This window comes from Sulfitobacter sp. TCYB15 (assembly GCF_040435955.1).
In the GTDB taxonomy this organism is placed as follows: domain Bacteria; phylum Pseudomonadota; class Alphaproteobacteria; order Rhodobacterales; family Rhodobacteraceae; genus Sulfitobacter; species Sulfitobacter pontiacus.
This window is the reverse complement of the sequence record NZ_CP159193.1, coordinates 410371-423958: the sequence shown is the minus strand read 5'-3', so window position 1 is coordinate 423958 and position 13588 is coordinate 410371. Positions and strand designations below refer to the sequence as shown.

12 protein-coding genes are annotated in these 13588 nt (G+C 59.2%); 5 read left to right on the top strand and 7 right to left on the bottom strand.

The window, feature by feature from the left end; all coding sequences use genetic code 11:
• Window positions 1-18: 18 nt before the first annotated feature.
• Complete coding sequence (locus tag ABM428_RS01975; RefSeq protein ID WP_132997656.1) at window positions 19-711, bottom strand: HAD family hydrolase; 693 nt, start codon at window positions 709-711, stop codon at window positions 19-21.
• The gene (locus ABM428_RS01970) at window positions 711-1619 is read right to left on the bottom strand and encodes a D-amino acid aminotransferase (protein WP_132997655.1); all 909 of its coding nucleotides are present in this window, start codon (window positions 1617-1619) and stop codon (window positions 711-713) included. The genes ABM428_RS01975 and ABM428_RS01970 overlap by 1 nt, the downstream gene beginning before the upstream one ends.
• A gap of 152 nt (window positions 1620-1771) precedes the next feature.
• Here ABM428_RS01970 and msrA point away from each other — a divergent pair, with 152 nt between their 5' ends.
• Entirely contained in the window at window positions 1772-2437 is a 666-nt protein-coding gene (gene msrA, locus ABM428_RS01965; protein ID WP_353628108.1) for a peptide-methionine (S)-S-oxide reductase MsrA, read from the top strand.
• A gap of 26 nt (window positions 2438-2463) precedes the next feature.
• Here the strand turns inward: msrA and ABM428_RS01960 are convergent, their stop codons facing one another.
• Both ABM428_RS01960 and ABM428_RS01955 read right to left on the bottom strand, forming a co-directional pair.
• Window positions 2464-3342 (bottom strand): ribokinase, encoded by an 879-nt coding sequence (locus ABM428_RS01960; RefSeq protein ID WP_353628107.1) that lies wholly within the window; start codon window positions 3340-3342, stop codon window positions 2464-2466.
• Window positions 3339-5597 (bottom strand): NADP-dependent malic enzyme, encoded by a 2259-nt coding sequence (locus ABM428_RS01955; protein WP_005850791.1) that lies wholly within the window; start codon window positions 5595-5597, stop codon window positions 3339-3341. The genes ABM428_RS01960 and ABM428_RS01955 overlap by 4 nt, the downstream gene beginning before the upstream one ends.
• Window positions 5598-5798: 201 nt before the next feature.
• Between ABM428_RS01955 and mutS the strand changes: the two genes are divergently transcribed.
• The gene (gene mutS, locus ABM428_RS01950; RefSeq protein ID WP_353628331.1) at window positions 5799-8420 is read left to right on the top strand and encodes a DNA mismatch repair protein MutS; all 2622 of its coding nucleotides are present in this window, start codon (window positions 5799-5801) and stop codon (window positions 8418-8420) included.
• Between the two features lie 62 nt (window positions 8421-8482).
• Here the strand turns inward: mutS and ABM428_RS01945 are convergent, their stop codons facing one another.
• Together ABM428_RS01945 and hrcA are read right to left on the bottom strand one after the other, a co-directional pair.
• The gene (locus ABM428_RS01945; RefSeq protein WP_005850788.1) at window positions 8483-9046 is read right to left on the bottom strand and encodes a nucleotide exchange factor GrpE; all 564 of its coding nucleotides are present in this window, start codon (window positions 9044-9046) and stop codon (window positions 8483-8485) included.
• A 9-nt stretch (window positions 9047-9055) separates the two neighbouring features.
• Window positions 9056-10090 (bottom strand): heat-inducible transcriptional repressor HrcA, encoded by a 1035-nt coding sequence (hrcA, locus tag ABM428_RS01940; protein ID WP_005850786.1) that lies wholly within the window; start codon window positions 10088-10090, stop codon window positions 9056-9058.
• Between the two features lie 130 nt (window positions 10091-10220).
• On the opposite strand from hrcA, the gene rph reads away from it, so the two are divergent.
• Genes rph through hemW form a run of 3 tightly spaced genes read left to right on the top strand, consistent with a single transcriptional unit; the run spans window position 10221 to window position 12692 of the window.
• Window positions 10221-10934: a ribonuclease PH gene (rph, locus tag ABM428_RS01935; RefSeq protein WP_037942417.1), complete on the top strand. Its 714-nt coding sequence runs from the start codon at window positions 10221-10223 to the stop codon at window positions 10932-10934.
• A complete protein-coding gene (rdgB, locus tag ABM428_RS01930) occupies window positions 10931-11542 on the top strand; it encodes an RdgB/HAM1 family non-canonical purine NTP pyrophosphatase (RefSeq protein WP_037942418.1) in 612 nt (203 codons plus the stop codon). The genes rph and rdgB overlap by 4 nt, the downstream gene beginning before the upstream one ends.
• Complete coding sequence (gene hemW, locus ABM428_RS01925) at window positions 11535-12692, top strand: radical SAM family heme chaperone HemW (protein ID WP_353628106.1); 1158 nt, start codon at window positions 11535-11537, stop codon at window positions 12690-12692. Before rdgB ends, hemW begins: the two co-directional genes overlap by 8 nt.
• Here hemW and ABM428_RS01920 read toward each other — a convergent pair.
• On the bottom strand, window positions 12689-13576 hold the full coding sequence (locus ABM428_RS01920) for a ParB/RepB/Spo0J family partition protein (protein ID WP_132997652.1): 888 nt from the start codon (window positions 13574-13576) through the stop codon (window positions 12689-12691). The two genes, hemW and ABM428_RS01920, sit on opposite strands and share 4 nt — an antisense overlap.
• Between the last annotated feature and the right edge of the window lie 12 nt (window positions 13577-13588).

Below are 13588 nucleotides of genomic sequence, written 5' to 3'. Positions count from 1 at the left end.
GAAGATATTTACCCAAAATCACCTAAGCCGTTGATCATAAAGCTTTTGATAATGTGGAAGGGCTTTGGCACACAGCGCTTCGGCGGCAGGTTCAAGCCTGGGCAACGGCCCCTCTGCCCCTGCAAAACCGGTGCTTTTGTGCACGGCACCATACCAATGTGATGCCCAGATGCCATCTTCGGCACGTGGGCCCGCCGCCCAGGATAGCATTGCCGGATCGAAGGGCAGGCTGATGGCATCACACAGCTTACGCAGCATTCCTTCGGGGTTCGCGCGAATATCAGCGGAATCGATGACCAGCCCACCGATTTGATCGTACAGCGAGGTCTGTTGGCCATAGCCGATATCATTAAAATTCGGCGCTTCTCGTTTCGCGGTATAGCTGGCGATCACGCGGGCGGGGTGGCGTATCAGGTGGACATGCACGCAGCCCTCTGCCCAATCCATCGGAAACCCGTCAATCATATGATGGGGCATGTGTTTCATGTAGCGATGCGGCGTGCCCGGCTCTGCGCAGCGCGCCGCGACGCTCGAGGGGTCGCATTCATGGCCCGCGATAATTTCATCTTTCATCGGATGATCGGCGCCGGTGGCCTTAAGATACGGCGCATAGAACGGTTCATCCATCGCGGTGAAATCGGCCCGGTTGCCGAAGCTATACATCATCGCCGTGCTCAGATTGCGCGGGCCGGACCACATTGCGATACGCATCAGGCACATTCCTTTGCAATCAGGTCTTTGTATAAACCGCGCAGCTTTTTTGTTACCGGCCCCATGTCGCCGGTGCCAATCTGACGGCCATCGATCATCGCGACAGGTGTTTGCGCCCCGAATGTGCCGGTCAAGAAGGCCTCGTCAGCACCATAGGTGTCGACCAATGAATAATTCCTTTTGAAACACGGGATATCATTGGCGCGGCACAGGTCGATGACCTTCTGACGGGTGATTCCATTCATGCAGTAATCGCCGGTGCTGGTCCAAACCTCCCCTTTGCGGACGATGAAAAAGTTACAGGCGTTTGTTGTATTCACGAAACCGTTGATATCGAGCATCAGCCCTTCGTCGGCACCCGCTTTTTCCGCGGCAATACACGCAAGAATACAGTTCAATTTGGAATGACTATTTAGCTTTGGGTCCTGCGTCATCGGCAGCCCGCGCAGATGCGGCACCGTGGCCAGCCGGATCGGGCGCGGCATATTCGGGCGCGAGTGTTCCATAATGATCGTGATGGTGGGGCCCGATTGCGACAGCGACGGGTGCTGGAAGGGCCGCGTTTTTGGCCCCCGTGTGATCATCAGGCGCGCGTGGGCATCAGTGGTCATGCCATTGGCTTTTTGCGTCTCTAACAAGGCTGAAATCAGGGCGTCGCGCGTCATCCCGATGTCAAGGTCAATGGCTTTGGACGCCTCGAACAGGCGGTCAAAGTGATCGTTCAGAAAAGCCCATGTACCATCATACAGCCGCAGCCCTTCCCAGATGCCGTCGCCCAGCATGAAACCGCTGTCATAGACGCTGACCACGGCCTGTGCCTTGGGGACAATCTGACCGTTTAAATAGATCAAAATGTCTTCATTGCGGGCATCTTCTTCGGCTTGGTGCGTGGTGACGTGGGTTTGCATCAAATTGCTCCTTCTTTGGGGCTGACGCTAAGAACTTCGTGCCGCGGGGCCAAGGGTGAAACCGACATCACTTGGCTGTGACATCACGGGCACCTGAGTTGCGTCGCGCAAACATTGCGGTCACCGTTAGGCAAAACAAAGGAGAGTATTCCATGGGATTTGCCACAAATATGCGCATGATCGCGTTAAGCGCTGCCATTGGTCTGGGCCTTGCAGCACAGGCGACAACCGCAAAAGCTGCCGGAACAGAGACGCTTTTGGTCGCGGGCGGCTGCTTTTGGTGCGTTGAAGCGGACTTTGAAAGCGTGAAAGGCGTGAAAGAGGTCGTATCGGGTTTTGCGGGCGGAAGCGTGAAAAACCCCACCTATAAACAGGTCGTCGCCGGCGGCACCGGGCACTATGAAGCGGCGCAGATCCAGTATGATCCGGCGGTTGTGTCTGCGGACCAGTTGCTGTCGATGTTCTTCCGGTCGGTTGATCCAACGGACGCGGGCGGGCAATTCTGCGACCGCGGCGATAGCTACCGCACCGCGATTTTTGCCGACGGTAACGGGCAGAAGGCCGCTGCAGAAAAGGCCAAGGCCGATGCGCAGGCCGCTTTGGGCAAGAACGTCGTAACCCCGCTCTTGGGCAAAGCCGCGTTCTACCCCGCCGATGCCTACCATCAGGATTACTACAAAAGCGATGAACGTCTGGCCTTTACCAGCGTCGGCTTGGGCGTGAAGAAATCCGTCGCCTACAAGCGCTATCGCAACGGCTGTGGGCGCGACCAGCGCGTGAAACAACTTTGGGGCAGCGCTGCGCCCTTTGCGAAATAACGTTAACCCAGCGTTAATCGCGAGCGTTAATCTTCGTCAAAACCGTGATCCTGGATGTCTTTGAGGTCCGGGATCACATCCGCTGTCCCTTGCCGCGTGACCATCAAGGCGCCAGCTTGCATTGCCAGCGCAATCGCATCCGGCATCGACAGTTTGCGGTCCAAGGCGGCGATCAGATAGCCGGTAAACGTGTCCCCCGCCCCCGTGGTATCGATGGCTTTGACCGGATAGGCCGGAAAGCTTTGCACCGTTTTCGCCTTGTTAGAGACCCATTTGCACCCCTCAGCGCCCAAGGTCACGATAATATCGTCGATCGGCAGCGCGTCGATGCGGGCACCTGTGGTTTTTTCAAGCGCCTCTGCCTCGACCTCGTTCAACACCAGCAGATCAATGTCGGGCAGAACCTGCGCCACGATTTCAGCATCAAAGGGCGCAGCGGCATAAGCGACGCGCAGGCCCAGAGTATGCGCGGTCTGCGCGGCAAAGCGTTGGCCCAGGGTTTCGTTCTGCATCAGCAGAAAGTCACCGGGCGATGCCTCTGCCAGGGCGGCCCCGATCATCTGGGTGGTGATCTGGTGATTGGCCCCTGAGAACAACACGATAGAGTTTTCGCCATCCTCGGCCACACAGATATTCGCGTGACCGGTGGCCGTGTCGATCATGCTGATATGCTGCGTTTCGACGCCGTATTCCAGCAAGCGGTCCACGGTCCATTTACCGTCCGGCCCCACAGCACCGATATGCATAACGCGCGTTCCGGCGCGGGCGGCGGCGACCGACATATTGGCGCCCTTCCCGCCCAACCCTTGCCGGAAATCATGCGCGGCAATCGTTTCCCCCGGCGCCGGCAGATGCCGCAGATAGTAGAAATTATCCGCGTTGACAGAGCCGAGGTTCCAGATCATTCGCCAACCTTGCAGGCCGCCAGAATAGCCATGTTCAGGATGTCATTCGCGGTGGATGTGGTCGAACAGATCTGGATCGACTTGTCCAACCCCGTCAGGATCGGGCCGATTACTGTGGCCCCCGCCATTTCCTGCATCAATTTGACCGAGATACTGGCCGAATGCCGCGCCGGCACGACGAGGATATTCGCAGGCCCTGTCAGCCGCGAGAACGGATAGTTCTTTTGGCTTTCGGCATTCAGCGCCACATCCACGGTCATTTCGCCTTCGTATTCGAAATCGACCCCGCGTGCGTCCAGCACATCGGGGGCACGCTGCATCTTTTCTGCGCGCTCGGAAACCGGATAGCCAAAGGTAGAGAAGCTAACGAAGGCAACCCGTGGCTCAAGCCCCATGTGGCGGGCGACCTTGGCCCCTTTTTCAGCAATATTCGCAAGGTCTTCTTCGTTCGGCCATTCATGCACCAGCGTATCGCCGATGAACACAATCCGCCCCTTGTGCAGCAGCGCAGTGATCCCGACGGCGCCGTGTTTTGCATTGGCATCGAACACGTGGTTTAGCCGTTCAAGCACATGGGCGGATTTGCGGGTTGCACCGGTCACCAGACCATCGCCATGCCCGTGCGCCAACATCAGCGCGGCAAAGACGTGGCGGTCACGGGCGGCCAGACGGTGGATATCCTTGCTGTCCGACCCCTTGCGCTGCAAGCGATTGTAAAGGAATGACTTATACGTCTCCAGGTGCTGGGTATTGGCCGCATTCACGACCTCAAGCTCGCGGTAGGCATCCTCCATCCCCGCCGCCGTCAGCTTGGCCTTTACGTCGTCGGCACGCCCGACGACCAGCGCCTTGCCCAGACCGGAGCGTTGATACATCACCGCAGCCCGCAGAACCTTGGGGTCATCCCCTTCTGCAAAGATCATCCGCGCCTGATTGGCCCGCGCACGGGCGTTGATCCCACGCAGGATATTCGCCGTCGGGTCCATCCGCGACTTCAGGCTCAGCTCGTAGGCGTCCATATCGATGATCGGGCGCCGCGCGGCGCCGGTGTCCATACCTGCACGTGCAACAGCAGGCGGAATACGATGGATCAGACGCGGATCGAACGGCGTCGGGATGATGTAATCCCGACCAAAGCTCAGGTTCTTGCCATAGGCCAGCGCCACTTCGTCCGGCACATCCTCGCGTGCCAGATCGGCCAAAGCGTGGGCGCAGGCGATCTTCATCTCGTCGTTGATGGCGCGGGCGTGGATATCAAGCGCCCCGCGGAACAGGTAGGGAAAGCCCAAAACGTTGTTAACCTGATTGGGGTAATCGCTGCGGCCCGTGGCGACAATCGCATCGGGGCGTACCTCGTGCGCTTCCTCCGGCGTGATTTCAGGATCGGGGTTCGCCATCGCGAAGATCACCGGATTATCCGCCATGCTGGCGACCATCGCGGGCGTCACGGCCCCTTTGACCGACACACCCAGGAACACATCCGCGTTCTTCATCGCCTCTTCCAGCGTGCGCAGCTCGGTCTGCGCAGCATGGGCCGACTTCCACTGGTTCATGCCCTCGGTACGGCCCTGATAGATCACACCTTTTGTATCGCACATGATACAGTTGTTGTGCTTGGCCCCCATCGCCTTGAGCAGTTCAAGACAGGCGATCCCCGCCGCGCCCGCACCGTTCAACACGATCTGCACATCTTCGATCTTCTTGCCCGAAATGCGCAAAGCGTTCAGCAGACCCGCAGCACAGATCACCGCGGTGCCGTGCTGGTCGTCGTGAAAGACGGGAATATCCATCTCTTCTTTCAGACGCTGTTCGATGATGAAACATTCTGGCGCCTTGATATCCTCAAGGTTGATCCCGCCGAACGTCGGCCCCATCAGCTTGACCGCGTTGATGAAGGCCTCGGGGTCTTCGGTGTCCAGCTCGACGTCGATCGAATTCACGTCGGCGAACCGTTTGAACAGCACCGACTTGCCCTCCATCACCGGTTTCGACGCCAGCGCACCAAGGTTGCCCAAGCCCAAAACAGCAGTGCCGTTGGAAATCACCGCGACCATATTGCCCTTGTTGGTATAGTCATATGCCAGCTCGGGATTTTCAGCGATCGCCTCACAGGGAACGGCAACACCGGGGGAATAGGCGAGGCTCAGATCCCGCTGGGTCGTCATCGGGACGGTTGCGGTGATTTCGAACTTGCCCGGCGTGGGTTCAAGGTGAAAGGCGAGCGCCTCTTCGGACGTGATGCGGTTTTTGGTCACTAGAACGGCTTTCCTCATGGTTTCCCGCTTGATATCGCCGATCGGCCCCTCACACAATCATGATGGCGCTCACGGTTTGCACGACGTCGCGGCGACGCCTCGCGTGCAACGCCGGTCCGCCCTTTCGTCCGGAGGCGCGGTTTTGTACACAACGTTAACTCGAACCGGGGGCGCAGGGTGACCGAAGAAAAAATCACGCCAATGATGGCGCAATATCTAGAGCTTAAATCCCAGTACGCCGAAGCGCTGCTGTTCTACCGCATGGGCGATTTTTACGAGATGTTCTTTGACGATGCCGTCGCCGCGGCTGAAGCGCTGGATATCGCGCTGACCAAACGCGGCAAACACGGGGGCGAAGACATCCCCATGTGCGGCGTGCCGGTCCATGCCGCCGAAGGGTATTTGCTGACGCTGATCCGCAAAGGCTTCCGCGTGGCGGTCTGCGAACAGATGGAAAGCCCGGCAGAGGCGAAGAAACGCGGCTATAAATCCGTGGTCAAACGCGATGTCGTGCGGCTGGTCACCCCCGGCACATTGACCGAGGAATCCCTGCTCGAAGCGCGGCGCCACAACTATCTGGCCGCATTTGCAGAGGTCCGCGACGGTCATGCGCTGGCCTGGGTCGATATTTCGACCGGCGCGTTTCACGTGATGCCCCTGACCCTGTCGCGCCTTGGCCCCGAACTGGCCCGTCTGTCCCCGTCAGAGCTGATCGTGTCAGAAGCGAAAGAGGCTGATTTGCGTGAATTAGTCTCTGATTTCGACATCGCGCTGACCCCGATCGCACGCTCTGCCTTTGACAGCCGCAGCGCTGAGAAACGGGTCTGCGATCTGTTCGGCATCGGGTCGCTCGACGCCTTCGGCAGCTTTGAACGCGCCGATATCTCGGCCATGGGCGCGATCATCGACTATCTCGAGATTACACAGAAGGGCAAACTCCCCCTCCTGCGCCCGCCGCAGAAAGAGGCCGAGGCCCGCAGCGTACAGATCGACGCTGCCACACGTCGCAATCTTGAACTGACACATGCGCTGACAGGTGGTCGCGCCGGTACGCTGTTGTCCGTCATGGACAAGACAGTGACCGCCGGCGGTGCCCGGCTACTGGAACGGCGCATTTCGTCACCTTCCCGTGTGTTAGAGACGATTCAATCCCGTCTGGACGCGATCAGCTTTGCCTATGACACACCGTCGATCCGCAATGACATCCGCCAGCATCTGCGCAACGTCCCTGATCTGGACCGCGCCCTGTCGCGCCTGTCGCTGGACCGCGGCGGCCCCCGTGACCTTGCCGCCATCCGCAACGGCCTGACCGAAGCCAGCCATCTGGCCGACAAGATGCAAGCTGCCGTCCTGCCCGATCTGCTGGCCCAGGCCGCCAAAGGGCTTACCGGCCATGACAGCCTGATTGATCTGCTCGACGATGCGCTGATTGCCGAACCACCCCTGCTGGCCCGCGACGGCGGCTTTATCGCGCCGGGGTATGACGCCGAGCTGGACGAGGTGCGCACCCTGCGGGACGAAGGCCGCAGCGTCATTGCCCAGATGCAGCAGGATTTCATCTCGCTCACCGGTATCTCGACGTTGAAGATCAAACACAACAACGTGCTTGGGTATTTCGCCGAAGTCACAGCGACCCACGCCGAGAAAATGCTGTCGGCGCCGCTGTCCGATACCTTTATCCACCGTCAGACCACTGCCAATCAGGTCCGTTTCACAACCGTGGAACTGTCCGAGATGGAGACAAAGATCCTCAACGCGGGCAACCACGCGCTGGAGATTGAAAAGCGGCTCTATGAAACGTTGAAACGCGCGATTCTGGATCACTCCGGCCCGATCGGTGTCGCCTCGGCTGGATTGGCCGAGATTGATCTGGCCACCGGTCTGGCCGATCTGGCGCAGTCCGAAAACTGGGTGAAACCCCGCGTCGACAATTCACGTGCCTTCGACATTCAGGGGGGCCGCCATCCGGTCGTGGAACGCGCCTTGGCCCAGCAATCCGGCAGCCCCTTTATCGCCAATGATTGCACCCTGTCGGCCGATGGCGACAACGCGAATATCTGGCTGCTGACCGGCCCTAACATGGCGGGTAAATCGACCTTCCTGCGGCAGAACGCGATCATCGCCCTGATGGCGCAAATGGGCAGCTACGTGCCTGCCGCCACCGCGCACATCGGCCTGATCAGCCAGATTTTCAGCCGTGTCGGCGCCTCTGACGATCTGGCACGGGGCCGTTCCACGTTTATGGTCGAAATGGTCGAAACCGCCGCAATCCTCAATCAGGCGGACGACCGCGCGCTTGTGATCCTGGATGAAATCGGGCGCGGCACGGCGACCTATGACGGCTTGTCCATCGCTTGGGCCACGCTGGAACACCTGCATGATATCAACCGCTCTCGCGCTTTGTTCGCGACGCACTACCATGAAATGACCGCGCTTTCGAACAAGCTGGGCGGGGTCGATAACGCCACCGTCGCGGTCAAGGAATGGGACGGAGAGGTGATCTTCCTGCACGAGGTCCGCAAAGGCGCCGCCGATCGGTCCTACGGTGTGCAGGTCGCGCAATTGGCCGGCTTGCCGCCTTCCGTCATCGCGCGCGCACGCGTCGTGCTTGAAGCGTTGGAAAAGGGCGAACGCGAAGGCGGCGCGACGCAGAAAACCCTGATCGACGACCTGCCCCTGTTTGCCGTGGCACCGGCACCTGCGCCTCAACCAAAACAAAGCTCCAAGCTCGAAGAAACGCTGGCCGAGATTATCCCCGACGAGCTCTCTCCACGTGAAGCGCTCGACCTGCTCTATAAATTGAAAGAGGCGGCCAAAACCTGACCGCCTCCCTCGCTTCCAAATGGTGTTAAATCCTCCCCGAAGGGCCGCTCTATCCCGGGCGTTTACCCTGCGGGGGTAGAGGAAACGCCGACCTGCGCCGGACGCAGCAGACGGTCGTGCAACATGAAACCTTCGGCGGCGACCTGGATGATATCGCCTGCTTTGGTGTCTGGCACGGGCGCCTCGAACATCGCCTGATGATGCTGCGGATCGAACTTGTCACCCACTGCGGGCGAAATGACTTCGATGCCGTGCTTCTTGAACACGCTCAGCAACTCGCGCATCGTCAGTTCGATCCCTTCCAGCAATGGGCCGGAAATGGTGCGCTGCTCTTCTGTAGCGGCTTCCAGGGCGCGTTTCATATTGTCGTAGACCGGCAGCATGTCGCGCGCCAGTTTCGACCCGCCATAGTTTTCCGCCTCGCGACGGTCCTTGTCAGACCGTTTGCGCGCGTTCTCTGCGTCGGCCAGGGCCCGCATGAAACGGTCTTTCAGCTGGTCACGCTCGGCACGCAATTCGTCCAGTTCCAGCGCTTCGTCGTCAATCTCGGACATCTCGTCGGCATAGGCTTCGGCCTCTGCGTCATCGATATCATCCAGAAATTCGTTCTCTTTCGGCTCTGCCATAATTCACCTCTAGCTGCGGTTCGAAATCAGCTTTCCAACCAGCTGCGCCGTGTAATTCACAATCGGCACGATACGTCCATAATTAAGGCGCGTGGGGCCGATCACACCGACCGCCCCGATCACCTTACGATCAGCGTTCATATAAGGGGAAACGACCAGAGAGGAACCCGAAAGTGAAAAAAGTTTATTCTCAGAACCAATAAAAATGCGCACACCGTCGCCCGCGTCGGCCAATTCGAGGAATTCCGCGATATCCCGCTTGCGTTCAAGGTCGTCAAACAGCTGGCGGATCAATTCGACGTTCTCGGCCTCGCCTTCGGTGTTGATCAGATTCGACCGTCCGCGCACGATCAACCGCTCGGGGGACTCCCCTTCGCCCTGCCACAGCGCCAGACCGCTTTCTACAAGCTGCTGCGCAAGAACGTCGATCTGCTGGCGCCGCTGGCTGATCTCATGCGCGATGGTGCGCTGCAATTCCGAGATGGTTTTCCCCTCGACCAGCGCATTCAGGAAATTCGCGGCTTCACGCATGCTGCTGGGGGTCTGGCCCGGCGGCGGTGTGAACAATCGGTTCTCCACGTGACCGTCGGAAAAGACCAGAACGACCAGCGCCCTATCGTGAGACAGTGAAACAAATTCGATATGCTTGATCGGTGCCTCGTGTTTGGGCGTCAGCACAAGCGAGGCACCCTGGGTCACGCCGGACAGCGCCGACCCCACCCGATCAAGAATGCCGCTGACATCGGCGTTGTTGCTGCCAACGGTCGCGTCGATCTTTTCACGGTCCGTCTCGGTTGGATCGCCGATCTCGATCATGCCGTCGACGAACATGCGCAGCCCCATCTGCGTCGGGATACGACCGGCGCTGACATGGGGGCTGCCCAGCAGTCCCATATATTCAAGATCCTGCATCACATTACGGATCGTCGCCGCGCTGACCTTTTCGCTGAAATCACGGGTCAGCGTGCGCGACCCCACGGGATCGCCATTCGCCAGATAGCCTTCGACCACGCGGCGGAACACCTCGCGCGAGCGGTCGTTCATCTCGTCTAAAACTGTAGGTGTTTTGTCCATAGTGGGAGAAGTATGTGCGACAGGGGGCAAACGTCAATCGGGGTTGCATCGCGCCGCAACGCAGAGTTATCCCCAATGGCAAATGGAAAAGGAAATACCTATGCGCCCCTCTGGTCGGAAACTTGACGAACTGCGTGCCGTATCGATTGAAACGGGATTCACCAAACACGCCGAAGGATCGGCCCTGATCAAGATGGGCGACACCCATGTGCTGTGTACCGCCACGATCGAGGACCGCGTGCCGCCCTTCATCAAAGGCTCCGGTCTGGGCTGGGTCACGGCAGAATACGGCATGCTGCCCCGTGCCACCAACACCCGTATGCGCCGCGAGGCGGCAATGGGCAAACAAGGGGGGCGTACCGTTGAAATTCAACGCCTTATCGGTCGCGCCCTGCGCGCCGGCGTGGATCGCAGTGCCTTGGGCGAACGTCAGATCACCATCGACTGCGACGTGCTGCAGGCCGACGGCGGCACGCGTTGTGCCTCTATCACGGGCGGTTGGGTCGCGTTGAAACTGGCGGTGAACAAGCTGATGAAGGCGGGCGACGTGGTCAGCGACCCACTGGTCGATCCGGTCGCCGCGATCAGCTGCGGCATCTATGCGGGCCAGCCCGTGCTTGACCTTGACTACCCCGAGGATTCCGAAGCAGGCGTGGACGGTAACTTTATTATGACCGGCAGCGGCAAATTGATCGAGATCCAGATGAGCGCCGAAGGCTCCACCTATTCGCGCGACCAGATGAACCAGTTGATGGATCTCGCCGAAAAGGGCGTGGCAGAGCTTGTCGAGAAGCAGAAGGCAGCCACCGCATGACCCGTAAATTCACCGGCGACCAGATTCTGGTCGCCACCCACAACGCTGGCAAGCTGCAGGAAATGACCGAGCTTTTCGCCCCCTTCGGCGTCACCGTCAAAGGTGCCGCCGAGATGAACCTGGGCGAGCCGGAGGAAACCGAAAACACTTTCATCGGCAACGCCCGCATCAAAGCCCGTGCGGCGGTCGCGGCAACGGGCCTTCCCGCGCTTGCAGATGACTCCGGGATCGAGGTCGAAGCGCTGGACAATGCCCCCGGCGTCTATACCGCCGATTGGTCCGAAACGCCCAACGGCCGCGATTTCGTCATGGCGATGACCAAGACCCACAGGTTGCTGGAAGAGGCAAACGCCCCACACCCGCGCCGCGCGCGGTTCTGCGCGACACTGGTTTTGGTCTGGCCCGACGGACATGAAGAGATTTTCGAAGGCCGCGTGAACGGCACGCTTGTCTGGCCGATCCGCGGCGACGTCGGTCACGGCTATGACCCGATGTTCCAACCCGACGGGCACGAGCAGACCTTTGGCGAAATGTCCGCCGACGCCAAGAACGCAATCAGCCACCGTGCGGACGCTTTCGCCAAACTGATCTCTGCCTGCTTTGACTGAGGATTGGCGCCAGGGGGGCTTTGGCCTTTATATCCATTGGCCGTTTTGCGAGGCGAAGTGCCCCTATTGTGACTTTAACAGCCATGTTAGTCGCACAATCGACCAACGGGCCTGGCGCGATGCCTATCTGGCAGAGCTTGAACGCGGCGCCGCCGAAACCCAAGGGCGCGTCTTGAACGCCGTCTTTTTCGGCGGCGGCACCCCAAGTCTGATGGACCCCGATGTCGTCGCTGATGTCATCGCCGCGATCCGTCGACTGTGGCCCACGGCCAATGATCTGGAAATCACGCTCGAGGCGAACCCCGGTTCGGTTGAAGCCGACCGTTTTGCAGCCTTCCGTCAAGCGGGCGTCAACCGTATTTCAATGGGTATACAGGCCCTGAATGATGCGGACCTGAAACGTCTGGGCCGCATCCATACGGTTGACGAAGGGCTTGCCGCTTTTGACATCGCCCGCAATACCTTTGAACGCGTCAGTTTTGACCTGATTTATGGTCGCCAGAACCAGGGTTTGGCCGACTGGCGGACCGAGCTGAAACAGGCCCTATCGCTAGCGATAGACCATATGTCGCTGTATCAACTGACCATCGAGCAAGGCACCGCCTTTGGCGATCGCTATGCAGTGGGAAAGCTGCGCGGATTGCCCAGCGATGATCTGGGCGCCGATATGTATGCGGCCACTCAGGATATTTGCGGCGAGATGGGCATGCCCTCTTACGAGGTATCGAACCACGCCCGCGACGGGGCGCAATCGCGGCACAACCTGATCTACTGGCGCTACGGCGATTATCTTGGCATTGGTCCGGGGGCCCATGGGCGCCTGACCCAAAACGGCAATCGCTTTGCGACCGAATGTTATAGCAACCCCAAACGCTGGCTTGACGCTGTTGCCAGCGGTGCCACCGAAAAGCCCCGCGAGCTTTTGACGACCGAAGATCAGGGGAGCGAGTTTCTGATGATGGGGCTTCGTCTAAAGGAAGGCGTGGACCTGCGCCGGTACGAGGCGCTTTCCGGCGCACCGCTATCAACAAAAAAAATCACCCAGATGCAGGGCATCGGGATGATTTCTAGGGATAAAGACCAGCTTTATGTGACAGATCAGGGCTTTATGGTGCTAAACGCGATTTTGGCCGAACTCTTGTCGGATTAAGAGGCCGACAGACGTTGGCAAAGCTCGTCCAGCTCGTCCATCGTCGTGTAGTGCAGCACCATCTGGCCCGCCTCCTGCCCCGGCTTGTGGTTCAGGGTTACCTTCAAACCAAGGTTCGCTGACAGATCCCCTTCAAGCGCGCGGGTGTCCGCGTCTTTTTCGCTCGATGATTTGGCCGCCCGCTTGTTTGGTCCTTCATTCTCAGCTTGCTGCTCTTTCTTGATCAGCGCCTCGGCCGCGCGCACCGACAAGCCGCCGGCGATAATCTGTTTGGCCAGCTTTTCAGGGTTCTTCGACGGCACCAAGGTCCGGGCGTGACCCGCTGTCAGGTCGCCCTGACGCACCATTTCCAGAACATTTTCGGGCAAATTTAGCAAGCGCAGCAAGTTCGCGATATGACTGCGGCTTTTGCCCAAGGCTTCCGCCATCTTCTCTTGCGTGTGGCCAAAACGGTCCATCAGCTGACGATAGCCCGCCGCTTCTTCGATCGAATTGAGGTCCGCCCGCTGGATGTTCTCGATAATCGCAACTTCGAGAACTTCGACATCGGTGAATTCGCGGACAATGATCGGAAGTTCATGCAGCTGCGCCATCTGCGACGCGCGCCATCGGCGTTCACCCGCGACAATTTCGAACGTCCCATCATCACGGCGGCGTACGATCAGCGGCTGGATAACGCCCTTTTCGCGGATAGAGTTTGCAAGATCATCCAAATCCTGCGGATCAAACCGCTTGCGCGGCTGCTCCGGATTAGGAGAAATCTTTTCAATAGGAACATACTGTTCCGCCGCGCCTTCTGATGCCACCGTTTGTGTCTCCGCTACGTCCGCCATCAAAGCCGACAATCCTCGACCCAAACCGCGCCGTTTGTCTTTATCTGCCATTGCCTGACCCCT

Excerpts from the sequence above, each read along its gene's own strand:
- ABM428_RS01975 (WP_132997656.1), bottom strand. The coding sequence starts at position 711 with ATGCGTATCGCAATGTGGTCCGGCCCGCGCAATCTGAGCACGGCGATG.
- ABM428_RS01970 (WP_132997655.1), bottom strand. The coding sequence starts at position 1,619 with ATGCAAACCCACGTCACCACGCACCAAGCCGAAGAAGATGCCCGCAAT.
- msrA (WP_353628108.1), top strand. The coding sequence starts at position 1,772 with ATGGGATTTGCCACAAATATGCGCATGATCGCGTTAAGCGCTGCCATT.
- ABM428_RS01960 (WP_353628107.1), bottom strand. The coding sequence starts at position 3,342 with ATGATCTGGAACCTCGGCTCTGTCAACGCGGATAATTTCTACTATCTG.
- mutS (WP_353628331.1), top strand. The coding sequence starts at position 5,799 with ATGATGGCGCAATATCTAGAGCTTAAATCCCAGTACGCCGAAGCGCTG.
- ABM428_RS01945 (WP_005850788.1), bottom strand. The coding sequence starts at position 9,046 with ATGGCAGAGCCGAAAGAGAACGAATTTCTGGATGATATCGATGACGCA.
- hrcA (WP_005850786.1), bottom strand. The coding sequence starts at position 10,090 with ATGAACGACCGCTCGCGCGAGGTGTTCCGCCGCGTGGTCGAAGGCTAT.
- rph (WP_037942417.1), top strand. The coding sequence starts at position 10,221 with ATGCGCCCCTCTGGTCGGAAACTTGACGAACTGCGTGCCGTATCGATT.
- rdgB (WP_037942418.1), top strand. The coding sequence starts at position 10,931 with ATGACCCGTAAATTCACCGGCGACCAGATTCTGGTCGCCACCCACAAC.
- ABM428_RS01920 (WP_132997652.1), bottom strand. The coding sequence starts at position 13,576 with ATGGCAGATAAAGACAAACGGCGCGGTTTGGGTCGAGGATTGTCGGCT.